The sequence below is a fragment of the Aeromonas sp. AE23HZ002T15 genome (genome assembly GCF_054165525.2).
This window is the reverse complement of the sequence record NZ_CM201342.1, coordinates 711,070-733,527: the sequence shown is the minus strand read 5'-3', so window position 1 is coordinate 733,527 and position 22,458 is coordinate 711,070. Positions and strand designations below refer to the sequence as shown.

Annotated in this window: 28 protein-coding genes; 26 read left to right on the top strand and 2 right to left on the bottom strand. The window is 60.7% G+C overall.

Annotated elements, in window-relative coordinates:
• The first annotated feature begins 29 nt into the window (after positions 1-29).
• The 23 genes from ACT5M9_RS03250 (at position 30) to ACT5M9_RS03140 (ending at position 16,941) form a co-directional block, all read left to right on the top strand.
• Positions 30-317, top strand: coding sequence for an LcrG family type III secretion system chaperone (locus tag ACT5M9_RS03250; RefSeq protein WP_457977975.1), 288 nt, complete (start codon positions 30-32; stop codon positions 315-317).
• Positions 318-326: 9 nt separating this feature from the next.
• Positions 327-1,349, top strand: coding sequence for a virulence-associated V antigen (locus tag ACT5M9_RS03245; RefSeq protein WP_457977977.1), 1,023 nt, complete (start codon positions 327-329; stop codon positions 1,347-1,349).
• Between the two features lie 15 nt (positions 1,350-1,364).
• Positions 1,365-1,862, top strand: coding sequence for a SycD/LcrH family type III secretion system chaperone (locus ACT5M9_RS03240; protein ID WP_457977979.1), 498 nt, complete (start codon positions 1,365-1,367; stop codon positions 1,860-1,862).
• The gene (sctE, locus tag ACT5M9_RS03235; protein ID WP_457977981.1) at positions 1,843-2,997 is read left to right on the top strand and encodes a type III secretion system translocon subunit SseC family protein; all 1,155 of its coding nucleotides are present in this window, start codon (positions 1,843-1,845) and stop codon (positions 2,995-2,997) included. Before ACT5M9_RS03240 ends, sctE begins: the two co-directional genes overlap by 20 nt.
• 12 nt (positions 2,998-3,009) lie before the next feature.
• Positions 3,010-3,897, top strand: a complete 888-nt coding sequence (locus ACT5M9_RS03230) for a YopD family type III secretion system translocon subunit (protein ID WP_457977983.1) — start codon at positions 3,010-3,012, stop codon at positions 3,895-3,897.
• 129 nt (positions 3,898-4,026) lie between these two features.
• Positions 4,027-4,470, top strand: coding sequence for a type III secretion system chaperone (locus tag ACT5M9_RS03225; protein ID WP_457977984.1), 444 nt, complete (start codon positions 4,027-4,029; stop codon positions 4,468-4,470).
• Between the two features lie 3 nt (positions 4,471-4,473).
• Complete coding sequence (locus ACT5M9_RS03220; protein ID WP_457977986.1) at positions 4,474-4,704, top strand: T3SS regulon translocated regulator ExsE family protein; 231 nt, start codon at positions 4,474-4,476, stop codon at positions 4,702-4,704.
• Entirely contained in the window at positions 4,701-5,102 is a 402-nt protein-coding gene (locus tag ACT5M9_RS03215; RefSeq protein ID WP_457977988.1) for a YscW family type III secretion system pilotin, read from the top strand. The genes ACT5M9_RS03220 and ACT5M9_RS03215 overlap by 4 nt, the downstream gene beginning before the upstream one ends.
• A gap of 332 nt (positions 5,103-5,434) precedes the next feature.
• Positions 5,435-6,250: a helix-turn-helix transcriptional regulator gene (locus tag ACT5M9_RS03210; RefSeq protein WP_457977990.1), complete on the top strand. Its 816-nt coding sequence runs from the start codon at positions 5,435-5,437 to the stop codon at positions 6,248-6,250.
• A 119-nt stretch (positions 6,251-6,369) separates the two neighbouring features.
• Complete coding sequence (locus ACT5M9_RS03205) at positions 6,370-7,185, top strand: T3SS regulon anti-activator ExsD domain-containing protein (protein ID WP_457977991.1); 816 nt, start codon at positions 6,370-6,372, stop codon at positions 7,183-7,185.
• A 15-nt stretch (positions 7,186-7,200) separates the two neighbouring features.
• A complete protein-coding gene (locus ACT5M9_RS03200; RefSeq protein ID WP_457977993.1) occupies positions 7,201-7,626 on the top strand; it encodes a YscB family type III secretion system chaperone in 426 nt (141 codons plus the stop codon).
• Positions 7,599-9,476 (top strand): type III secretion system outer membrane ring subunit SctC, encoded by a 1,878-nt coding sequence (gene sctC, locus ACT5M9_RS03195; protein ID WP_457977995.1) that lies wholly within the window; start codon positions 7,599-7,601, stop codon positions 9,474-9,476. Before ACT5M9_RS03200 ends, sctC begins: the two co-directional genes overlap by 28 nt.
• Positions 9,473-10,774 carry a type III secretion system inner membrane ring subunit SctD gene (gene sctD, locus ACT5M9_RS03190; RefSeq protein ID WP_457977997.1) on the top strand — a complete coding sequence of 434 codons (1,302 nt, stop codon included), beginning with the start codon at positions 9,473-9,475 and terminating at the stop codon, positions 10,772-10,774. The genes sctC and sctD overlap by 4 nt, the downstream gene beginning before the upstream one ends.
• Positions 10,737-10,952, top strand: a complete 216-nt coding sequence (locus tag ACT5M9_RS03185; protein ID WP_438548521.1) for an EscE/YscE/SsaE family type III secretion system needle protein co-chaperone — start codon at positions 10,737-10,739, stop codon at positions 10,950-10,952. The genes sctD and ACT5M9_RS03185 overlap by 38 nt, the downstream gene beginning before the upstream one ends.
• A complete protein-coding gene (gene sctF, locus ACT5M9_RS03180) occupies positions 10,942-11,205 on the top strand; it encodes a type III secretion system needle filament subunit SctF (RefSeq protein WP_438548520.1) in 264 nt (87 codons plus the stop codon). The genes ACT5M9_RS03185 and sctF overlap by 11 nt, the downstream gene beginning before the upstream one ends.
• The gene (locus tag ACT5M9_RS03175) at positions 11,205-11,558 is read left to right on the top strand and encodes a YscG family type III secretion system chaperone (RefSeq protein ID WP_457977999.1); all 354 of its coding nucleotides are present in this window, start codon (positions 11,205-11,207) and stop codon (positions 11,556-11,558) included. Before sctF ends, ACT5M9_RS03175 begins: the two co-directional genes overlap by 1 nt.
• A complete protein-coding gene (locus ACT5M9_RS03170) occupies positions 11,555-12,112 on the top strand; it encodes a YopR family T3SS polymerization control protein (protein ID WP_457978001.1) in 558 nt (185 codons plus the stop codon). Before ACT5M9_RS03175 ends, ACT5M9_RS03170 begins: the two co-directional genes overlap by 4 nt.
• Positions 12,112-12,450: a type III secretion system inner rod subunit SctI gene (sctI, locus tag ACT5M9_RS03165; protein ID WP_457978003.1), complete on the top strand. Its 339-nt coding sequence runs from the start codon at positions 12,112-12,114 to the stop codon at positions 12,448-12,450. The genes ACT5M9_RS03170 and sctI overlap by 1 nt, the downstream gene beginning before the upstream one ends.
• A gap of 6 nt (positions 12,451-12,456) precedes the next feature.
• On the top strand, positions 12,457-13,194 hold the full coding sequence (gene sctJ, locus ACT5M9_RS03160) for a type III secretion system inner membrane ring lipoprotein SctJ (RefSeq protein ID WP_457978005.1): 738 nt from the start codon (positions 12,457-12,459) through the stop codon (positions 13,192-13,194).
• A complete protein-coding gene (locus ACT5M9_RS03155) occupies positions 13,194-13,820 on the top strand; it encodes a Yop proteins translocation protein K (protein ID WP_457978007.1) in 627 nt (208 codons plus the stop codon). Before sctJ ends, ACT5M9_RS03155 begins: the two co-directional genes overlap by 1 nt.
• Positions 13,799-14,431, top strand: coding sequence for an HrpE/YscL family type III secretion apparatus protein (locus ACT5M9_RS03150; protein ID WP_438548514.1), 633 nt, complete (start codon positions 13,799-13,801; stop codon positions 14,429-14,431). The genes ACT5M9_RS03155 and ACT5M9_RS03150 overlap by 22 nt, the downstream gene beginning before the upstream one ends.
• A gap of 102 nt (positions 14,432-14,533) precedes the next feature.
• Positions 14,534-16,540 (top strand): patatin-like phospholipase family protein, encoded by a 2,007-nt coding sequence (locus ACT5M9_RS03145; protein WP_457978009.1) that lies wholly within the window; start codon positions 14,534-14,536, stop codon positions 16,538-16,540.
• A gap of 2 nt (positions 16,541-16,542) precedes the next feature.
• On the top strand, positions 16,543-16,941 hold the full coding sequence (locus tag ACT5M9_RS03140) for a type III secretion system chaperone family protein (protein ID WP_457978011.1): 399 nt from the start codon (positions 16,543-16,545) through the stop codon (positions 16,939-16,941).
• Between the two features lie 379 nt (positions 16,942-17,320).
• On the opposite strand, the gene ACT5M9_RS03135 is transcribed toward ACT5M9_RS03140, so the two are convergent.
• On the bottom strand, positions 17,321-18,163 hold the full coding sequence (locus ACT5M9_RS03135; RefSeq protein ID WP_457978013.1) for a MurR/RpiR family transcriptional regulator: 843 nt from the start codon (positions 18,161-18,163) through the stop codon (positions 17,321-17,323).
• Between the two features lie 163 nt (positions 18,164-18,326).
• Here ACT5M9_RS03135 and ACT5M9_RS03130 point away from each other — a divergent pair, with 163 nt between their 5' ends.
• From ACT5M9_RS03130 to ACT5M9_RS03120, 3 genes are all read left to right on the top strand, one after another.
• Entirely contained in the window at positions 18,327-19,883 is a 1,557-nt protein-coding gene (locus ACT5M9_RS03130; protein ID WP_457978014.1) for a PTS transporter subunit EIIC, read from the top strand.
• Between the two features lie 8 nt (positions 19,884-19,891).
• Complete coding sequence (locus tag ACT5M9_RS03125) at positions 19,892-20,572, top strand: N-acetylmannosamine-6-phosphate 2-epimerase (protein ID WP_457978016.1); 681 nt, start codon at positions 19,892-19,894, stop codon at positions 20,570-20,572.
• Positions 20,573-20,852: 280 nt separating this feature from the next.
• Entirely contained in the window at positions 20,853-21,107 is a 255-nt protein-coding gene (locus tag ACT5M9_RS03120) for a DUF6719 family protein (protein ID WP_457978018.1), read from the top strand.
• Positions 21,108-21,198: 91 nt separating this feature from the next.
• On the opposite strand, the gene prpF is transcribed toward ACT5M9_RS03120, so the two are convergent.
• Positions 21,199-22,386: a 2-methylaconitate cis-trans isomerase PrpF gene (gene prpF, locus ACT5M9_RS03115; protein WP_457978020.1), complete on the bottom strand. Its 1,188-nt coding sequence runs from the start codon at positions 22,384-22,386 to the stop codon at positions 21,199-21,201.
• Positions 22,387-22,458 lie beyond the last annotated feature (72 nt).

Genomic DNA, 22,458 nt, shown 5'->3' with positions numbered 1-22,458 from the left:
CGACACCTGAAATTAGACTAGGAGGCAAGATGAAAGAGCACCGGGACGCTGAGCACGACGCGGCGATTGCACAGGCTGAGCTGGCGATCAGGGACAGCGATCACCGCACGGCCCTGCTGAACGAGATGTGGGACTCCCTCGGTATCAGCCCGCAGGTGACCGGCTTGCTGTTTTCACAGGGGTCGGTGGCAGAAAAATCTCAGGCCGAACAGGAATTGCTGGGGGAGCTTTATCGTCGCCGCCAGCTTGCTCCGTCAGAGAATAACAACGGCGTCCGTCCCAGGCGCCCGGCCATGATGCGCGGTTTGGTCATATAGGATATAGCGATGGAAATTAGCTCATATAAAAGAGATCCCCAACTGTTCCTGTCGGATCTGGGAAAGGTTGAACTGGAACAGCTGCAAGGCGGCAGCTCGTCGACATTGGATGAGCTGGTCAAGCTTATCAAAGACAAGAAAATAGTAATTACCGCCACCCATGACCCTAAAATAGACGGTAAATATTTTGACAGCCTAGTCGTGACCAACGATGAAGCGCTGCTGAAAAAAGTGCTCGCCTATTTTATGCCAGCTGATTCGGTGAATCCGGGGGGGCAATACGACGCCCAGATAAAAGCCGGTTTTGAACAGTTCAAGAAATTAATTAACGCTGCGGCAGCGACTGGCAAGACGAGCTATACCCTGCGAGAGTTTTTGGCCGCGACCCATTATTCGCTGACGCCGGATCGGATCGACGACGATGTCATCGGGGCCATGCACGATGCCATGAGCAGTCACAGCAGCAAGCGGGATGTGCTCAAGAACGAGGTGGGCAAGCTGACCGCCGAGTTACGTACCTATTCGGTCATACAGTCGGAGATCAGCACGGCGCAAGCCAAAAAGGACAATGGCACTTTGTACACCGGCAAGGATGGCATCAATCTCTTTGATTACAAGCTGTATGGCTATAGCAGTCATGTGGAATTTGCCAGAAAAGATGCGAATGGTCAGCACAATCCCCAATATCAGTTGCTGAAAGATATCGCGACCGAGAGAAATATAGACCCAGCTAATTTGTCAAAGGACAGCCCTGTATTCCTGTCGATAAAAGATTTTCTGCTTTCACCTAAGAAAGATACCGGTGCCTTAAGTGAGGTTAAAGATTCTTATAGCTATGAGAAAGATAATAACCCACTGAGCAATTTTGCGACCACGGTCGGCGACAGAGCCAAACCACTCAATGACAAGCTAAGTCAGAAAACCACCGAACTGAATGACATCAGCTCTCGCTATAACTCGGTCATAGAAGCATTGAATCGCTTTATCCAGAAATATGAAAGCGTCATGCAACAGATCCTTCAGGCCATTTAATTTTCAGGAGCAGCAATGGAACACGACATGACCCAGGTGGACGAACAGGCGGTAGAGGCCTTCCTGCAGGAGGGGGGCACCCTCGCCATGCTCAATGAGGTCTCCAGCGACACCCTTGAGCAGCTCTACACCCTGGGCTTCAACCAGTATCACGCCGGCAAGTATGAGGAGGCGCACAAGATCTTTCAGGCCCTCTGCGTGCTGGATCATTACGAGGCCCGATTCTTTCTGGGGCTGGGGGCTTGCCGCCAGGCGCTTGGCCAATTCCAGCTGGCCATCGACAGCTACAGCTATGGCGCCATGATGGACCTCCAAGAGCCCCGTTACCCCTTCCATGCCGCCGAGTGTCTCCTGCAGATGGGGGAGCTCGAGGGGGCCGAGAGTGGCTTCCACTCGGCCCAATTGCTGGCGACAGCAAAGCCGGAGCTGGCGGAATTGGCCGCTCGCGCCGGCATCATGTTGGAAGCAGTCAAAGCAAAAAAGGATATGGATCATGCATCCGATAAGCAGTGATCGTCCTCTCATCATCGGAGGGACTCAACTTCCTCTGATCGAGGGCAACAAGGGCGCCGGTCAGACCACCCAGGTGGCGGCCGGAGAGATTAACGGCAGAAACGGGAGGCGCGCTCAGGGGGTGGCTCTGCCGCAACCCAAGCCCGGTATCAACCAGCAGGTGAGTGCGGCTCAGCAGCAGGAACTGGGCCAGCTGATGAAGACGGTCCAGCAGGGGGCCGCCAACGCAGCCAAGTTGCTGGGCAGCAGTACCCTGCTGACCAGGCTGGCCTTCACCTCCCCCGAGGCGTTCGAGATCGAGCTGGGCAAGATGACCAGCGAGCTGGAGCAGACCCAGAAGAAGTTGAAGCTGGCCGATATCGAGCGAACCCGCGCCGAGAACCTGAAAAAGATCGATGAGAACCAGACCAAGATGAAGGAGGCCAGCGAGGCCGCCGAGAAGGCCAAGAAGTCCGGCCTGGCCTCCAAGATCTTCGGCTGGATCAGCGCCATCGCCTCCATCGTCATCGGGGCCATCCTGGTTGCCACCGGGGTCGGTGCCGCAGCCGGCGCCCTGATGATCGCCGGTGGTGTGGTCGGTGTGGTCAACATGGCGGTGCAGCAGGCCGCCGCAGATGGCCTCATCTCCAAGGAGGTGATGGATAAACTGGGGCCGGCCCTGATGGGCATAGAGATAGCCCTTGCCGTGCTGTCTGCCGTGGTCACCTTTGGCGCCGGGGCCGCCGGAGCCATCGCCAAGGCGGGCGCCAAGATAGGCGGCAAGGTGGCCGATGTGACCGCCAAGATGGCCGTCAAGGCCGCCGATCTGTCCGCCAGGCTGGGAAGTTCGGCCGCGAGCACTGTCGCCAAGACCGTCAAGTTTGGTACCCAGACGGCGGATCTCGTGCTCGACGTGGGCAATGGCGTCTCCAAGACGGTCGATAGCGCGCAGCAGGCCAACGTGCAGAACAAGCAGGCGGATCTGCTGGAGAACCGTCAGGCCATGACCTTGCTGCAAGGGGTCATGGAGAAACTGAAGGAGGCTCTGTCGCAGATGACGGAGGCCTTCCAGCAGGTGATGGAGATGATTTTCCAGATGATCACGGCCAAGGGGGCCATGCTCAACAACCTCGCCAGCAGACCGGCAGCCATTTAAGGAGACTGTGATATGCAGATCAATAGCAATACCCAGACTAACAACACCATCTCCGTCGGCGGTGAAGGGATCCAGGGCAAGGAAGGCGTCACCAGACAGGGAACGTCCCATGAAGCGGGCAATAACCAACCCGCCAAGGGACCCCAATCCCAGCCAAGGCCCGAGCTGATCCGGCCACGGCAGGGGCCGGATGTGGGCCTGCTGACCAAAGGCGGTTCTGAGCTCGACAACGTCCTCAGCATCATGAGCCTGCTGTTCGAGATGGCGCGCAAGGCTCGCGAGATGGGCCTGCTGCAGCGTGACATGGAGAATCTGGCCGTGATCTCCGCCCAGCAGGATCAGGTGAACGAGATGCGCAGCGGCGCCAAACTGATGATCGCCATGGCGGTGGTGTCCGGTGTGATGACGGGGATCTCGGCTGTCATGGGGGGCTTCTCCATGAGCAAATCGGTCAAGGCCATCAAGCAGGACAAGGCCCTTAACGCCAACATCGCCGGGCGAGAGAAAAGTCTGCAGCAGGTGGGGGAGATGAAGAAGGCGGCAGGCCTCGATGTGGGGGATGCGGGCCAGGAACTGGCGACGAGGAACCAGCATGACAAGGCGGCCTTGAAGACCCTGAACAAGAAGTTCGAGGCCAATAATAGCCGCCAGCAATTGGCCAGTACCGTGCTGCAGGGGGGCACCCAGATGGGCAATAGCGCCATCCAGCTGCATCAGGGCTACTCCCAGGCAGATGCCAAGGAAGATGAGGTGCGCTCCAGCATTGCCCAGACCCAGAAGCAGAAGGTGGAGGATCTGATGAATTTCAACGCCAGCTTCATGAAGGATGTGCTGCAGATGATGCAGCAATATGCTCAGAGCCATAATCAGGCCATGCGCGCCGCATTTGGCGTCGCATAAACACAACGTGATCTTCAAGGCGCCTTCTGGCGCCTTTTTTCGGCCATTTTTCTTAAAAGTGCCGCCCTTGAGTGACAGCCCGCGCCGCGCCGGCAGGCTAACATCCTCCTCTCTCTGCTGGAGGACATCATGGACCTAACTGCCACCATCAATCGATTGCTCACTGAATTTGCGGCCAAATATGGGTTGCCATCCCTGTCCCTCAACACGGAGGGGGTGGCGGCGCTGTGCTTTGACGAGCGCCTGCAGCTCAGCCTGATCCTGGTTCCCGAGCGGGATCATCTGGTGTTGCAGGTCGATGTGGCCGAACTGCACCAGGTGGGGGAGGGGATCTTTCGTCAGTTGGCCTGCTTCAATCGCCACTGGTATCAGTTCAATCTGCACTTCGGCTTCGATGAGGAGAGCCTGACGGTGCAGCTCTATCGCCAGATGAGCGCGAGTCGGCTGACGCTGGCGCACCTCGAAGAGAGCCTCTCCAGCATGCTGGAGCATGCCGAGTTCTGGCAGGAACTGCTGCAGCCTCAACCGCAGTCGGAGTACTGCGGTGATGAGATGATGGGGGTCCGGGTGTAAGCCATGAAGATACAGGAATCACAAGCTGGTACCGTGCTTCAGGCGGTGGAACAGACGAGGGGAGCCTTTGCCGACCGAACCATGACGGCCGTGCCGGTCACGACGAGGCAACTGCCTCTGTCGACGCTGCTGCGAGGGAGCATCAGTCTGGACAGGTTGCAGGAGCTGACGCTGCAGCGCCTGCAGCAGGGGGAGCACCAGCCCCTGACCGAACGCAGGATCCGGGCGATATGAGGCTCCCGCTGGTGTGGGTGCTGCTGACCCTGCTCGGTGGCTGTGTGGCGACTCCGGTGGTGCCCCCCTCTTCCCCGCAATTGAAGGGAGAGGTGCGTCTCGTTGGCCCCCTGTCGCGCCCGGCCAGGGTGGAGGTCGTGGTGCTGAGCATGATGGACGGTCGCCCATTGCCCGTGGCGGCGACCGAATACGAGGTGACAGTATTGCCACTGATGTTTGATCTGCGGCTGGCCCCCTTGCAACTGGCCGAGGGGCAAATTTATGTGCGCACCCGGCTGCGTTTTATCGGCAATTCGGCGGTGCAAGCCACCCATCAGCAGGAAGTTTTTAAGGCGTTTAATGGCGAGTCTGTCGTTATTAATTTGAAACCAAGATCCTGCTATCCACAATGTCGGTAGATGAGTTTCTTGTAAATAATATTGAAATCAAATGCTTGCCGATTCGTTGAATCAGATGAGATGTTTATTTTTTTAACGAACTATCTCTTGAAATGGCAATTGTTTTTAATAAAGGTGGTTGTAGTGCATTGGCTCTAATTTTTGGCTGGTTTTTCTGCTAATAGCTGTTGTAGGATGCCTCCCCCTATTTCAATGTTGATTAATTAACCGTTCACATTGGAATCAGTTAATTCTAAACAAATAAATAAAACGCCAATAATAAGGCACCCTGCGAAGACCTGATCTCGCCGAGGTGTCACTGGCATCACGCGCAGATTCAGGAAAACAAAAATATGAAGGGCATTTCTACCGCAGAGAAGGGCGATATAACCCAGCTCCAATGGTGCATGTCTGATGTTAGCGTCATCGAACATCAACAAGAGGGAATATATATCCTTTTGGAGGGTGAGATGACCTGGCAGGACTGCACCGAGACCCATGAATTATCCTCCAGCGAGCTGATCTTCGTGCGTCGTGGCAATTATGCGGTCCGCACCGGTGACGCTCCCTGTCATCTGCTTTGGCTACCCCTTTCGAGTGGTTTTTTGCAGGGATTCCTGCAACGCTTCGGTGCATTGCTGAGCGAGGTGCCCCGAATAGATGGCATGGCACCCAGCTTGTTGCCATTCCATGCCTCTCCCCTGTTGCAGCAATGTATTCAGGGACTTCGAGGCCTGACCGAACATGAATATCCACCTGCGCTCTCCCAATTGCGTACCGAGGAACTGCTGTTCCTGCTGGCATTCGGTGAACAGGGCCCTCAATTAATGTCCATACTGCGCCAGTTGAGCAACCGCCAGGTCGAACGACTGCAGCACTTCATGGAGAAGCATTATTTGATGGAGTGGAAATTGAGCGAATTCTCTAGGGAGTTCGGGATGGGGCTGACGACCTTCAAGGAATTATTTGGTTCTATTTATGGCGTCTCCCCGCGAGCCTGGATCAGCGAGCGCCGTATTCTTTATGCTCATCAGTTATTGCTCAATAGCGAGATGAGCATCGTCGATATCGCCATGGAGGCCGGGTTTTCCAGCCAGTCCTATTTTACCCAGAGCTATCGCCGCCGTTTCGGTTGTACCCCGAGCCGTGCCAGGCATGGCAAGGATTAACGCCGGACTAAAATAATCTGACGTTTTTTATAAGCCAGCGGTGGACGCAATGGATAGAATGGCCCCCATAACGACACATCATCCCATCGTTGCCCGCAGCAAGATGAGCAAGGCATAGCATGAGCCAGCAAGATCACCATTCACCGAACCAGGGCCTGTTTGCAGGTCGCCGGGTCACCGTTGTCCAGTCAGACAGTCTGAAGCGAGATCGTCTGGTCGGGCGGCTCTCCGCGCTCTGTTATCAGGAGGCCGGCGTGATCACCCCGCAGCAGATGGCGCTGTTGCAGCGTCTGTTGCCGAGAGCACGGCTGGAGAGCTTGCTGGAATCCATCTGGTTTCAGCGCCGTCTGGATGCTGCCCTGGTCCTGTCACGCCAGGAGCTGCAGCAGATCCTGCGTGCCGCGGGCAGTGAGCGCAGCGACTGGTTGCAGCAACTGGGTGATCCCATCAACTTGGCCGAGTGGCCACTGTTGTGGCACTGGGTGCTCCATCCCTTGCACCGCTGGTGGGTTCAACGCCTGGAGCCTCTCTACGGCAGCAGGCTCAACGAGCTGGAGCAGCTGCAGGTGATGCGGAGGCAGCTGAATGCCCAGTCGGTGTTCTGGCAGACGGTCGTCGAGGCCCCGGCGGATCTCGAGGCGCGGATAACCGAGCAGCTTGCCCAGCTGTCGAGGCGCGAGCAGGAGCTGCAACTGCAGAGGACGCAATGCGAGGAGCGTCTCCAGCTGGCGTGGCCGGCCTGGTATGCCAGGCAGGCCCGGGAGGGGGATCCGGATTGTCTGATGCCTGTCCCCATCGAGCTCGGCACATTCTGGCAAGCCCTGTGCGCCTTGCCGGAGCAACCGGCGGCGGCCCGGACCCTGCACACCTGGCTCGTTGAGCGGGGGCTTGCCCTGGGTCAGGATCACTTCTACTGGCAGCCGCCCGAGCGCTAGCCAGCCCGAGGAACTATGCAAATTCTACTGAATCGATTGGCCGCAAAGCTCGGCCAAGGGGCTTTCGTTGCCGACGCCCAGGGAAAGTATCACCTGCGGCTCGATGGCTACCCCCTCTTCCTGACCCCCAGAGCCGGCGAGCTGCTGTTGAGCACCCCCTTGGCAAGCAGCCTGAGCGCGCACGGGGAGGCCCATGATCCGGCGTTGTTGAAGCGTCTGCTGCAACAGGTCGTGGCCTGGGGACGTCAGGCCCCCCACGCGCTGGTGCTCGACGATCTGGGCAACCTGCAGCTGGAGGCCAGGCTCGGCCTGGAGTGGCTCGACGAGCAACGGCTGGAAGAGCGTCTGAGCCAGCACATCGCCCTGCTGGATCGACTGGAGCCCCAATTGACCGAGGCCGCCCTGGCCCCCCAATGGAGACAGATGATATGGCACCCCTGAGTGTGCGGATTAGAGTGTGGCTGAGTGTGCTGCGCCTGACAGGCCCTCTGCTGACACTCTGCATCGGCACCCTGCTCGCGCTGCGACCCGCGGCGGCCCAGGAGCTGGACTGGCTGCCCATGCCTTACAGCTATGTGGCGGAAGGGGAGAGCCTGCGCGATGTGCTGGTCAACTTCGGAGCCAACTACGAGGTGTCGGTCGTCGTCAGCGACAAGGTCAACGATCAGGTCAACGGCCAGTTCGAACACGATGAACCTCAGGCCTTTCTGCAGCAGCTCGCCTCCCTCTACAACCTGGTCTGGTACTACGACGGCAGCGTGCTCTATGTGTTCAAGAACGGGGAGGTGCAGTCCCGCCTCATCAACCTGGAGCGGACGGGGGCGGCGGAGCTCAAGCAGGCGCTGCAGCGTGCCGGGATCTGGGAGCCCCGATTCGGCTGGCGCCCCGACGCGGACAATCGCCTGGTCTATGTCTCCGGTCCTCCGCGCTACCTGGAGTTGATCGAGCAGACCGCCGTGGCGCTGGAACAGCAGCTTCAACTGCGCAGCGAGAAGACGGGACCGCTGGCCATCGAGGTGTTTCCGCTCAAATATGCCTCGGCCGTCGATCGTTCCATCCAGTACCGGGATACCGATGTGGATGCGCCCGGTGTGGCCACCATATTGGCCCGTCTGTTGAGCGACGCCGGGGTACAGGTGGTCAACGGGGAGGGCAACAAGGGGGCTGTGTCCACCTCGGGACAGGCCGTCGTCCAGGCCGATCCCGCGCTCAATGCCGTGATAGTGCGCGACGCGCCGGAACGGATGGCGATGTACGGCAAATTGATCGGGGCGCTCGACAAGCCCGCCGCCCGCATCGAGGTGGCGCTCTCCATCATCGACATCAACGCCGAGGATCTCTCCCAGCTGGGGGTGGATTGGCGGGTCGGGATCAGCACGGGCAAAAACCAGCAGGTGATCATCAAGACCACGGGAGATCGCAAGGGGATCGAAGGCGGGGCCGCGTTAGGCAGCCTGGTCGATGCCAAGGGGCTCGACTACCTGCTGGCCCGGGTCAATCTGCTGGAGAACGAGGGCAATGCCCAGATCATCTCTCGTCCGACCCTGCTGACCCAGGAGAACACCCAGGCGGTGATCGATCACAGCGAGACCTATTACATCAAGATCAGCGGGGAGCGCGTCGCCGAGCTGAAGGGGATCACCTACGGCACCATGTTGCGGATGACGCCGCGGTTGATCCAGCTGGGGGACAGATCGGAGGTGAGCCTCAGCCTGCACATCGAGGATGGCAATCAGAAACCCAACAGCTCCGGCATCGACGGCATTCCGACCATCAGCCGGACAGTGGTGGACACCATAGCCCGGGTCGGTCACGGTCAGAGCCTTTTGATCGGCGGCATCTATCGCGATGAGCTGAGCGAGAGCCTGAGCAAGGTTCCCTTCCTGGGAGATATCCCCTACCTGGGAGCCCTGTTTCGCAGCAAGGAGAGCCAGACCCGGCGCGCGGTGCGGCTGTTCATCATAGAGCCGAGGGTGATCGACGACGGCATCGCCCACTATCTGTCCCTGGGCCATGGCCAGGATCTGCGCGCCGGTGTGCTGGGTGCCGATGAGCTGTCAAACCAGAGCCTCTCCCTCGGCAAGGTGCTGGGCGGTGCCCAATGCCAGCCGCTGGCGGCGGCTCGCGAGGTGCAGCAACTGTTGCGCCAGGGGGGCAAGAGTTCGTCCCTGACTCAGTGCCAGATGGGGAAAGAGCTGGGGTGGCGTCTGGTTGAGATGAGCAAGGATAAAAAATGCAGCCCTGCCGCCAGTTGGTGCGTGCAAGGAATGAAAGATGGGGAAACCCGATGAGCTGGAAGTGCCGTCTGTATCGCGGATTGAACCGCGGGGCTGAAGTACCGCTGCCGGAGGGACGTCTGGTGATGGGGTCCGATCCCCTCCAGGCCGATCTGGTGCTGGTGGATGAGGGGGTAGCACCGGTCCACCTGGTGCTGATGGTGACGGCCGAGGGCATCGCGTTGCAGGAGTGGGCCGAGGGGATCACCCCGACCCAGGACGGTATCGTCCTGGCCGCCGGCACCCTGCTCAAGGCCGCCACCCGGCAGGAGGCCGGCCCCCTGCTCTGGAGTTTTTGCGATGACAGTCTCTCGCTCCCCGAGCAGTGGGAACCGTCGGTTGCCATGGTCGCGCCGCCGCGCCAACCCCGGCGTGCCGGTCGTGCCGAGCTGTGGGTGGTGGGGCTCTGCCTGACCTTGGTGGTCGCCCTGATCGCGCTGCTTGGCCACGGCTGGTGGCAGGGCAACGGTGAGAATGATGCCGCCCGCAAAGAGCAGGCGTTGCGGCGCTTCCTCGTCGCCCCGGCTTATCAGCAGGTGGTGCTCGGCGGTGGCGGGCAGGGGCTCTGGCAGTTGTCGGGCTATGTGGACGAGAACGGCACCCGTCTCGCCCTGCAGCAGTACCTCGACGGCAACGGCTTCAATTACCGGCTGGACATCCGCTCCATGGAGGATCTGCGTCAGGGGGCTGGCTTCATCCTGCAGAAGCTCGGCTACGAGCAGATCCAGATCCGCAACGGCAAGGAGCCGGGCTGGCTGCGGCTCAGCGGCGAGATCGATGCGCAGGATCCGAAGTGGGGCAAGCTGGAGTCCCTCCTCAGGCAGGAGGTGCCCGGGGTGCTGGGCATAGAGAACCAGGTGCAGGTTGCCGGCGCCTATCGCAAGCGGCTGGATGCCCTGCTGCAGGAGCAGGGCTTGGCCGGGTTGCTGCGCATACGGGAGACGGGGGATCGCATCGAGGTTTCCGGTGCGCTTGACGGTGCCCGGCTCGGCAAGTTTCAGCAGGCTCAGCAGCAATTTCGCCGGGAGTTTGGCTCTCATCCCGTGCTGGAACTGGTCAATCAGGAGCGGACCCCGCGCCAGGATGAGCTGGAGTTCGACGTGCGCAGCGTATCGCTGGGCCGAGTGCCTTACGTGATCCTGAAGGACAACCAACGCTATCCGGTCGGGGGGGCGACCACGGGCGGGGTGCGGGTGCTGGCCATTCGTCCCGATGCCGTGGTGGTCAGCAAGGGCAAGCAGCAATACATCGTCAAGTTAACAGGAGTCGAGCGTCATGATGACCAATTTGGAAGCACGACTGTCCGGCGCTGATCCCGAGTTTGCCCGTGAGCTGCACGACAGGCTCATCCAGGCACAGGGGGAGGTGAAGCGGCAACTGCTGCGTGGAGGCACTCAGCTGCAGTATCGACAGTGGGAACGAGAGGCCGACGCCATCGAGGCGGGGCTCATGATCATTGAGAAAATAGAGGGGAACAACCATGGCCAGTGAACGATTTTTTACCGACGGTGGACTCAATAACAACACGCTGGATAGTGTGGCCAAGGCGCTGAAAGATCAGGCGAATGAGAGCAATCAAGCCGTCAACAAGGCCATCGAGGACATGAAGAATGCCCCGGACAACCCGGCCTTGCTGGCAGAGCTGCAGCACAAGATCAACAAGTGGTCGGTTATCTACAACATCAACTCCACCGTGACCCGCGCCATGAAAGATTTGATGCAGGGCATCTTGCAGAAGATCTGATGATGAACATCCAACTCAAACGATGGCTGGCCGAGCTGGCTCTGGCGGGCACTGGGCATCACTGTCACCGGGAGGCCACCACCATCGCCGACTGGCTGGCGGACGATCCCGGCATGGGGGAATGCGTGACTCTGGTCCGCCTCTCATCCCTGATGAACCAGGGGCATTATCAGGAGGCGCTGCTGCTGGGGGAAACCCAGGGTACGCCGGATGTGGAGCCCTGGCTCGCGCTGTGTGAATGGCGGCTCGGCAAACATGACGAGCTGGCAGCGCGGCTGGCGAGGCTGGAGGACAGCGATCAACCCGCCCTGCGGCTGTTTGCGGCGGGCCTGCGCGAGCAGATGGCGTCATGAGGGTGGATGGCGGTGAGGCCGCCGTTCAGAGAACCGGGGTCGAGCCCCCCGCACCGGCACCCGGGCAGGGGGCGCAGCGCCAGTTTGAACGCCTGCTGGACAAACCGGAGGAGCCAAGCCTGTTCGCCCGTTGGCAACAGGGAGTGCCGCTCGAGGGGCTGCTGGATGGGGTCCCTCCTGCCGCCCAGCGGGATCTGCTGTGGCAGATCTATCAACGGGGAGATGAGTCGGCACAGGAGATCGGCAAGCGGCTGTCCCGGCCGGTACTCGACAGGCTGATCGAGCATTTTGGCGAACGTCGACCGCCCGTCGTGGCCGCCATCGACCAGCCCGAATTGCGCGCCCTGATGCGGGAGTTTGACCCACTGGCCGCGCGGCGGGAGAAGGTCTTGCTGAACGTGATGGCTGCGATCAAGGGGGAGCAGGGGGTTGTACCCGCCGAGTTCGCCTATCTCGACGAGCTGGCCCGTCGTGAGTTGATGACCCTGATCCCGCTCAACGGCATGGTGAACAATCTGATGCGCAACTCGCACAAACTGGATCTGGAGGGGTGATGGACATTTCACAAACGGCGCAGGCCCTGGTGACCAGCCTGGATGAACTGAAGGCGATCGAGGCGCCCGCTTCCCATGTCGCCAGTTTCGAGCAGGCGATGGGGCCTTCGTCCCAGGGCATCGGCGGCTCCCTGCTGGGGGAGCTGGGGGAGATCAAGCAGCAGTTCGCCGAGGCCAAGGAGAGCCTGAAGGCTGAACTCTCCACGCCGGGAGACGATCCCAATAGCTTGATGCAGATGCAGTGGTCGCTGATGCGAATCACCATGCAGGAAGAACTGATCGCCAAGACTGTCGGCAAGATGAGCCAGAACGTAGAAACCCTGTTGAAGACTCAGTGAGGTAGTGTGAAGAGAACGATGCTGATGGGGGTGCTTTTCAGTGCCCTGCTGCTCAGTGGTTGCAAAGTAGAGCTCTATACCGGGGTCAGCCAGAAAGAGGGGAACGAGATGCTGGCGCTGCTGCGTACCGAGGGGATCTCCTCGGACAAGCAGCCGGACAAGGACGGCAACATCAAGCTGCTGGTGGAAGAATCCGACGTGGCGCAAGCCATCGAGACCCTCAAGCGCAAGGGCTACCCGCGCGAAAGTTTCTCCACGCTGCAGGACGTGTTTCCCAAGGATGGCCTCATCTCCTCGCCGACCGAGGAGCGGGCCCGTCTCAACTACGCCAAGGCACAGGAGATCTCCCATACCCTCTCCGAAATAGACGGAGTGCTGGTGGCCAGGGTGCATGTGGTATTGCCGGAGGGCAATGAAGGGATCGGCAAGAAACCCTCTCCCGCCTCGGCCTCCGTCTTCATCAAACATGCCGCCGACATCCAGCTGGACACCTATATCCCGCAGATCAAGCAGTTGGTCAACAACAGCATCGAGGGACTGGCCTACGACAGGATCAGCGTGGTGCTGGTACCCTCGGCAGATATCCGCCAGATGCCCTTGGTGGCGCGCAATGCCAGCCTCTTCTCCATCGAGGTGAGCGAGGCCTCGAAGTGGCGCCTGGCCGGCCTGATCGCCCTGCTGTTGACGCTGGTAGTGACCACCAACCTGGCTCAGTACCTGTGGCACCGGCGCCGGAGTCGCTGATGGCGGCCGGTCTGACGCCCTACCAGCTGCGCTTCTGTCCGGCAAGCTACCTCGACGAGGGACACTTTCCGAAGACTTGGTGTGGGTTGCGGGAAGCCTTGCCGGCGTGGCGCACACTCCCGGCGCTCAATGGCGCCCTGCTCGACGAGCTGGCATTGGGGATCGACTACGATCTACCCGTGCCGCTCGGCGGGCTGGCGCTTTTTCCCCAAGCGGAACTTATCCTGCTGCTGCGCCGCCTCGGTGCCGTGCTTCACGGTAACGCCATCCGTCACTGCCTGCAGGCACCCATGCTGCGCCATCTCATCGGCCTGCTGGGCGAAGAGGGTCACAGGACCCTGTTGTCCCAGCTCGATCTGTTGATCGGCCCCTGGCCAGACGGCTGGCAGCGCTCATTGCCGGCGCAGCCGGACGGCGCCTATCTGGAGCAGACCGGGCTACAGTTCTGGCTGGCGGCGACGGGGGAGGCGGATCCCGGCTGGGCTCGGCGGCTCGTCTTGCGCCTGCCGCCTGCGCCAGCCGTGACTCCCTGGCATCTGGCCACCGAGCGGTTGCCGCTGGCCAGGGTGCTCTGTCTCAAAATCGCGAAACAGGTAACGCCACAATGCTGCCATTTGTTGAAATAAAGAGTGAGCACCTGCAACTGGTGCCCGGCCAGCGCCTGTTGCGCAGCCAGGATTATCAATCCTATCTGAGCGCACAGGCGCTGGTCGATGCGGCCAGGGTGCAGGCCGCCGAGATAGTGCAAGAGGCCCGCGCCGTGTACGAGCAACAGAAGGAGCTCGGCTGGCAAGCCGGTATGGAGCAGGCTCGGCGGGAACAGGCGGTGCTGATCCACCAGACCCAGCTGCAGTGCCAGGGGTACTACCGCATGGTCGAAGGGCAGATGAGCGAGGTGGTGCTGCAGGCGGTGCGCAAGATCCTGCACGATTACGATCAGGTGGCGCTCACCCTCAAGGTGGTGCGCGAGGCGCTCTCCCTGGTGAGCAACCAGAAACAGGTGACGGTACGGGTGGCGCCCGAGCAGGTGCAGGCGGTACGCGACCAGATAGCCAAAGTGCATAAAGACTTTCCCGAGATCGGCTATCTGGAGATCTCTGCCGACGCCCGGCTCGATCAGGGCGGCTGCATCCTGGAAACCGAGGTGGGGATCATCGATGCCAGCCTGGATGGCCAGCTGGAGGCGCTGTCGCGGGCCATCTCGACGACGCTCGAGCGAGCCGGCGCCCACTCCTGACAATAAAGCGTCACATCGACAAAATTGCGGCCGATGTTGCCAAACGACCACGGCGACTCTCCCTAGAATGGGCTCAATTCCACAGTCACAGGAGAATTGCCCATGCAGATCCAGCAGGTTGCCAGACAGTCCATCACGACGCAGACCGCGGCGTCCGAGCCACTCCATCATGAGCCGCGGGAGCAGCTGCCCAGCCTGGCGAGTACGCTGGGAACGGGGGCCGTGTTGCCACAGACCCCGAGTCAGTCCCCTCTCACCGAGTCGTCGAAAGGAGAGGCGATCTGCGAGGGCTGCGGGCCGCGTCAGGTCAGCATCGCTCGTCATCAGGATGGCTCAACCTCAGTCACACTCCAGCACCCTCCGCTCACCAGCCTGGTGCTCAGCGGCGGGGGCGCCAAGGGGGCAGCCTATCCGGGGGCCATCAAGGCGTTGGAGCAGCAGGGCAAGTTAGCCGAGGTCCGTACTCTGTCCGGTTCCTCCGCCGGGGCGATTACGGCGTCTTTGCTCGCGGCTGGGATGAATGCCGATAAATTCAAGAGCCTGTCCGATGAGATGGATCTCATTGATTTGCTCGATTCCCCAGTGAAAAAAATCAGGCTGGCTCAACATCTGAGTGGGGAAAATGGCAAGACGATCGCCGGACTGCTCGAGAAGATAAAGCTCAGCAAGTTGGGTAGCTTCGTACAATTGCTTTGCAACATCTTGCCCCGCCTGCAGTCCGAAGCAGCCCCCCTCGAGAAGACACTTAAACAGGAGTCGAGCCGCTCCGTATTGGCCCAGCTTGGCGCGCACCCTGAGCTGAACTCCAGACCCGAGATCGCCGCCATCCGCCAACGTCTGCAGCAAGGGGGGGGAGTGACCTTCGGCGATCTGGCCCTGCTCAACCGCCACATTCCGGCCATCAAGGAGTTGAATATCACGGGGACAGGCATGTTCGATGGCCGCCCACAAATGATCCTGTTCAATGCCAGCCTGACACCGGACATGGAAATTGCTCGTGCTGCCCATATTTCCGGTTCTTTCCCGGTGGTCTTCAGCCGCCCCGAGGAGCAGCATCAACCCTTCTTGATGAAAGGCGAACAACTGTCATTGCAAGATGGCGGTGTCATGCTCAATGTCCCAGTCCCTGAGTTGATCAACCCCGTTGTCAGGCACTCGCCCATTTCTGAACATGACAATCTGATCCTGAAATTTGAGGGTGGCAGCGACGAGCCCGCCGAGCGGGGGACTCGCAAAGGCGCCATTGCGGATTGGGTGGTCGGTGCACCGGTCGGGGCACGCTCGGCGTTGCAAACCAAAGGGCTGGCCGCATTCGCCGATCAGATGGTGACTGTGCCGCTCATAACCGAGCGCGGCGACTTCACCGGCACCCTGAGCGGCACGCTTAATTTCACCATGAGTGATGCCGACAAGCAGCATCTGCAAGACAAGCTGGCAGATGCGGTGACGGGGCATCTGGCGGGGAGGGCGAGCGATCGGCAGCAATATCAGTTCCACGATCTGGAGTCAGCCCTGCTGGCCCTGCCGGAGCGGGACTTTGCGGCCGTTGCGCTGGAAGGTAATGCGGAGATACAGGAAACCGTTCGTTTTCAACAGACGGCTCAGGAACAGATCTCCGTCATAGTGGCATCTGTGTTGAGCCAGGACCCATCTGCCCGGTTGGAACTGTCTGGCTCATTATCCGATGCGCTCGAGCAACTCGATTCACTGGCCAATTCCCCGACCCGGCGAGACTGGCTCGTGGCTCAGTTCAATCAAGCGGATAACACAGCACTGGCCCGCTTGCTCAATACGGCTAGCCCAGCTGGCCAATTCCCCATATTGGATCAGAGCAAAGGTGAGGCAAGGCACCGTGAGGTGATGACGGTGGCGCACAACATCATCCATGAGGTGATCTATCCCTCCCTCTTCCGCCCAGGGCAGCCGGACAGCAACGTGGCATTGCTGCGCCGGACAGAGCATGCGCTGGTGAATGCGAAGACGCCCTCTGAGGTGAACCTGGCCCTGCAGGAGCTGGCAGACAATTACGGTGCTCGCAACAAACCTTGGAGCAAACCCCGCTCCTCTACTACGGTCAGCCAGGCTCAAGCCTGGATGATGAAGGAGTAAGCATGCTGATTGAATGGTTAGAGGGGTTGGGACAAACCCTGCCCGCGGCCGGTGAGAGTCGGCGCATCCGATTCGAGGCATCGCCAGAGTTGTGGCTAGAGAGAATGGGAGATCAGTATGTGCTGGCGCTGCCGATGGCTCCCTTGCCCTCGAATGGACTCTCGGGGGTCATGCTGCTGTTGTTGCAGGTCAACAGCCCGATGTCGGCGCTGCAACCGACCAGGCTGACGGCTGACAGCAGCGGCAAGCTGTTGTTATGGCTGCCTTTAGAGGAGTTGGCCAGCCCTGAGGCATGTCAATCGGCCTGTGATTTGCTTCATAGCGCATACAGTGCGTTACAGCCTCTGCTGCAAGAGCCGGAAGAGAGCATAGTGATTCAAACAGGCAATCTCTTTGTTTGAATGAGATCTATCGGATGTCGTGCGGGCCCTTGGCGAGCGCCGTTATTCACATATGGGGAATTATCGATAAAGGCAGATGGACTTGGCTATCTGCCTGCTGAAACACCCAGCGACATCGCCTAGCCCTTCGACCCCCGATATGAAGCAACTCTTGGGAGAATCGAACCCATTAAGGGCGGGGACTTCGCCATCTTCATGGCCCAAGCGACTGCGTCGTTTGGGCTTTTTTATATCCGCGATTTCCAGCATACGCCGGCTGGTGCTCCCATGCCGCCGGCGTACTCTCTTCTTGCCCCGCTCGGGGCATCCCCCGTTCATACCTTTATCTTTTCAGGACCGCGTACAGCCTCATTGATGTGAAGGTGTCTGTGGCTCCGCATTATATCAGCCAGGGCAGGGTGGCCTTGGCGCTGTCAGAGATGGCGGTCTCCCGCTCCGGGTGGTCTTCCAGCAGCCGTTGCACCAGCAGCTCGATGAGCAGCATGGCGCTGATCTTGGAGTGAAACGAGCCGGCGGTGAGCGGCCCTTCCGGTTTGGCCGCCACCAGCAGCTGATCGGCCAGGGTCGCCAGCGGGCTGCGGCTGGTGTTGCTGAGCACGATGACATGGGCCCCCCGTCCCTTGGCCAGTTGCACAGTGTGCAGCAGATCCTTGGTCGACCCCGAGCTGGACACGGCAATCACCACATCCTCTGCCGTCAGGCTCGCCGCATTCATGGCGGCGCGGTGCATGTCGCCGAACTGCTGGGCCGAGATCCCCATGCGCAGCAGGCGATAGCTCAGGTAATCCCCGATGATGGCGCTGGCGGCGACACCGTAGATCTGTATCTGCCGGGCCTGGTTCAACAGGCCGGCACTTTGCCGAAGCGCCGTCTCACTGAGCAGGGCCCCGGTATCTCGCAGGGCCGAGACGCTCTCCTCGATGAGGCAACTGGTGGCATCCGTAGTCAGCGGCTGAGGCTGGCTGGCCTGCTCCTGCTGGGTCTCCAGCGCCAGGGCCATCTTGAACTCGGTATAACCGCGACAACCCACGCCACGGCATAGGCGGGTCACGCTCGCTTCGCTGGTGCCACTCTCGCGGGCCAGCTCTGTGATGGTCAGGTAGAGCACCCGCTGGGGTTGATCCAGCACGAACTGGCCGAGCCGTTGCAGGGTCTGACTATAGGTGGTGAGGCTGTGGCGCAGCATGAGCAGTACGCGAGGGGCCTCTGCGGCTTGGTTCAATGAAGACTCCTTCAGAGCTGACTTGATGCAAACTGGCAGTGATTCTAGCGTTTTTTGCCGGCCGAATGTGAGAGCTGTCACACCATAAAAATAATTATCATGACTTGAATGTTGTTTTGGTAAAAATTATCACCAATGCAATTCACTCATGGAGATTTTTATCATGTCACAGCCCGAGAAGACGGGAAGCAGCCCGTTTTTCGAGAAGGCGCAGCGCTTTGGCAAGTCGTTCATGTTGCCGATCGCCGTGCTGCCCGCCGCCGGCCTGTTATTGGGGATCGGGGGCTCGCTCTCCAATCCGAACACGCTGGTGGCCTATCCCTTCCTGGATGTGCTCTGGCTGCAGGGGCTCTTCATGCTGATGGCGGATGCGGGGGCCATCGTCTTTGCCAACCTGGCGGTGCTGTTTGCCGTCGGGGTGGCGGTAGGGCTGGCCCGCTCCGACAAGGGCACCGCCGGGCTCTCCGCCCTGCTGGCCTATCTGGTGATGAACGCCAGCATCAGTACCCTGCTGAAGCTGTCCGATACCCTGGCGAGCACTAACCTGGGAGCTTCGGGCCAGGGCATGGCCCTCGGGATCCAGACGCTGGAAACCGGGGTGTTCGGTGGCGTTGTGGTGGGGCTGATGAGCTACTGGCTGCACAGCCGCTACAACAAGGTGCAACTGCCGCAGTTTCTCGGTTTCTTCGGCGGCTCGCGCTTCGTGCCCATCGTCTGCTCGCTGGCGGCGATCGTGCTGGGCTGCCTCATGTACCTGGTCTGGCCGCACTTCCAGCAGCTGATCTTCGGCATGGGCGGGCTGGTGGACGCCACCGGTTATCTTGGTACCTTCATCTATGGCTTCGTGCTGCGGATGCTGGGCCCGTTCGGTCTGCACCATATCTTCTATCTGCCGTTCTGGACGACCGCCCTGGGGGGCAGTGCGCTGATCGACGGTCATCTCGTGGAAGGCACCCAGCGCATCTTCTTCGCCCAGCTGTCGGATCCCGCTACGGCGCAGTTCTACGAGGGGACGGCCCGCTTCATGTCCGGCCGCTTCATCACCATGATGTTCGGCTTGCTGGGGGCCTGCCTCGCCATCTACCACTGCGCACGCCCCGAGAACAAGAAACGGGTGGCGGGCCTGCTCATCTCGGCGGCCCTGACCTCCTTCCTGACCGGGATCACCGAGCCGATCGAGTTCTCCTTCCTGTTCATTGCGCCGTCCCTCTACGTGTTGCATGCGGTCTTCGACGGCCTGGCATTCATGCTGGCGCACATGCTCAACATTACCATAGGCCAGACCTTCTCCGGCGGTTTCATCGACTTCATGCTGTTTGGCGTGTTGCAGGGGCAGGCCAAGACTAACTGGATGCTGGTTCCTCTGGTGGGTGTGCCCTGGTTCTGCCTCTATTACTTCTCCTTCCGCTTCATGATCCAGCGCTTCAAGTTCAAGACGCCGGGACGTGAAGAGCAGCAGGAGGAGATCCGCGAGACAGTGGGCGTCGACCGCGCCAAGGCGATCGTCGAGGGGCTGGGTGGCGCCGTCAATATCAAGGATGTGGATTGCTGTGCGACCCGGCTGCGGGTGTCGGTCCATCGCGGCGATGCCGTCAAGGAGGCACTGTTGAAACAGACGGGGGCACTGGCCGTGATCACCAAGGGCAATGGCATCCAGGTCATCTACGGTCCCCACGTCACCATCATCAAGAACGAGATTGAGGAGTTATTGGGCGCATGAGTTGTACAATGCTGAACCAAATCAAGGGCAAGTTGATCGTCTCCTGCCAGGCGCTGGAAGATGAGCCGCTCTACAGCGACTTCATCATGGGGCGCATGGCGCTGGCGGCCGCCCGGGGTGGTGCCAGTGCCATCCGGGCCAATAGCGTGGTGGATATCCAGGCCATCAAGCAGCAGGTGTCCCTGCCGGTCATCGGCATCCTCAAGCGCGATTATCCGGGCTCCGAGGTCTACATCACCGCCACCTTGCGAGAGGTGGATGAGCTGATGACGGCCTCGCCCGAGATGATTGCCCTGGATGCCACCCTGCATCCGAGGCCCGATGGGCAGAGCCTGGCGCAGATGGTCGAGGCCATCCGGGCCCGTTATCCCGCGCTGCTGCTGATGGCGGATATCGCTACCCTGGAGGAGGCCGAGCATGCCGAGCGCCTCGGCTTTGACTGCGTCGGCACTACCCTGCACGGTTACACCCGGGAGACGAAAGGCCACAAGCTCCATGACGATGACTTTGCCTTCCTGCGCACCGTGCTGGCCGCCGTGACCGTGCCCGTGATTGCGGAGGGCAATGTGGTGACGCCGCAGATGGCGACCCGCTGTCTGCAACTCGGGGCCCATGCGGTCGTCGTGGGCGGCGCCATCACCCGTCCCCAGCAGATCACCGAGCGATTCATCGAGGCGATGGGGCTGTAAGCCGGCGGCATACCCAAGGGCTGGTGGCCGCTGTTGTCCTAGCCTGCCGGGCCCCACCCTCATGCAAGGTGGGGCGACTCTGTGTCAGGGCGGCAGCCCATCAATCCGGCCGTACTGCTCGCCCGGGGACTCAATCCCCTGGGCTTTTTTGTGTCTGAATTCGTCACAGTGAGGCTCTCGGTGGGTATCGGTGCGGGAGAGGGGCTGGCTACACTGGCGGGGTCAATGTGGGGCAGGGGATGACGACTGCCCGCACCCGATCACACAGAGGGAGTGGCCTATGAGGGTTGCATGGAAGAGGAGGGGCTGGCTGGCGGTGATGCTGGTGGCTGGCCTAGTATCGGGTTGCGCCGTGATGGCGCCCGAGCCCATCGAGTATCTGCCCCAGGATCCGCCGCCGGGGGCCGTGCCTTATGGCAAGCAGGTCTACGTGGACGATGGTCGCTGCCCGGACGCTCAGGTGAAGCGGATCGTCGGTGGCGACGCCAAGAAGAATATTCCGCGCCAGGTGGAGTGTGTGCCCAGGCCGCAATGATGAGTGACTTGCAGCAGCGAAATGCGCTGTAAAAAAAGAGCCAGGGCAGTCGCCATGGCTCTTTTTTATGATTCAAAAGGGAGTCGCCGGGCTAGAAGGCGTCCCCCGGCACCCGTACCCAGCCCTCCATCAGGATGCGGGCGGAGCGTGACATGACCGCCTTGGTGACGGACCATTCCCCGTTCACCCGACGCGCCTCTGCGCCCACCCGCAGGGTGCCGGAGGGGTGGCCGAAGCGTACCGCTTCCCGCTCACCGCCACCTGCCGCCAGGTTTACCAGGGTGCCGGGAATGGCTGCCGCCGTGCCGATGGCCACGGCGCAGGTGCCCATCATGGCGTGGTGTAGCTTGCCCATGGAGAGGGCCCGTACCAGCAGATCGACATCGCCCGCCTTCACCTCCTTGCCGCTGGCGGTGTGGTAGTCCTTCGCCGGTGCGACGAAGGCGATCTTCGGCGTGTGCTGGCGGGTAGCCGCTTCTTCTGGGCTCTTGATGAGCCCCATGCGCAGGGCCCCGGCGACGCGGATCGCCTCGAAGCGGGCGAGTGCCTCCGGGTCTGTGTTGATGGCTTCCCGCAGCTCTGCACCTGTGTAGCCAATTTCCTCTGCGTTGACGAAGACCGTGGGGATGCCGGCGGCAATCATGGTGGCCTTCAGCACACCGATGCCGGGGACTTCCAGCGCGTCTATCAGATTGCCGGTGGGGAAGAGGGCGCCGCCGTCTTCACCGTCATCTGAGGGATCGAGAAACTCCAGCACGATTTCGGCGGCGGGGAAGGTCACCCCATCCAGTTCGAAGTCGCCTGTCTCCTGCACCTGGCCATTGGTCACCGGCACCTGGGCTATGATGGTCTTGCCTATGTTGGCCTGCCAGATCCGCACCACGCAGGTGCCGTTATCCGGGATACGGGCCGGGTCCACCAGGCCGGCGTGGATGGCGAAGGCGCCGGCACCGGTGGAGAGGTTACCGCAGTTGCCGCTCCAGTCCACGAACGCCTTGTCGATGGCAATCTGGCCGTAGAGGTAGTCCACGTCGTGATCGGGCTGGCTGCTTTTGGAGAGGATCACGCACTTGGAGGTCGAAGAGGTGGCCCCCCCCATGCCATCGATATGGGCGCTGTAGGGATCCGGGCTGCCGATCACCCGCATAAACAGGTTGTCGCGAGCCGGACCGGGCACCTGACAGCGCTCTGGCAGGTCCTGCAGACGGAAGAAGACACCCTTGCTGGTGCCGCCCCGCAGATAGGTGGCCGGGATTTTGACTTGTGGTGTATGGGCCATAGACATTGTCCAAAAAAGGGTGATAACGCCTTCTCTTTTGGGGGAGAAGGTGCCCGAAAGGGGGAATCGGGT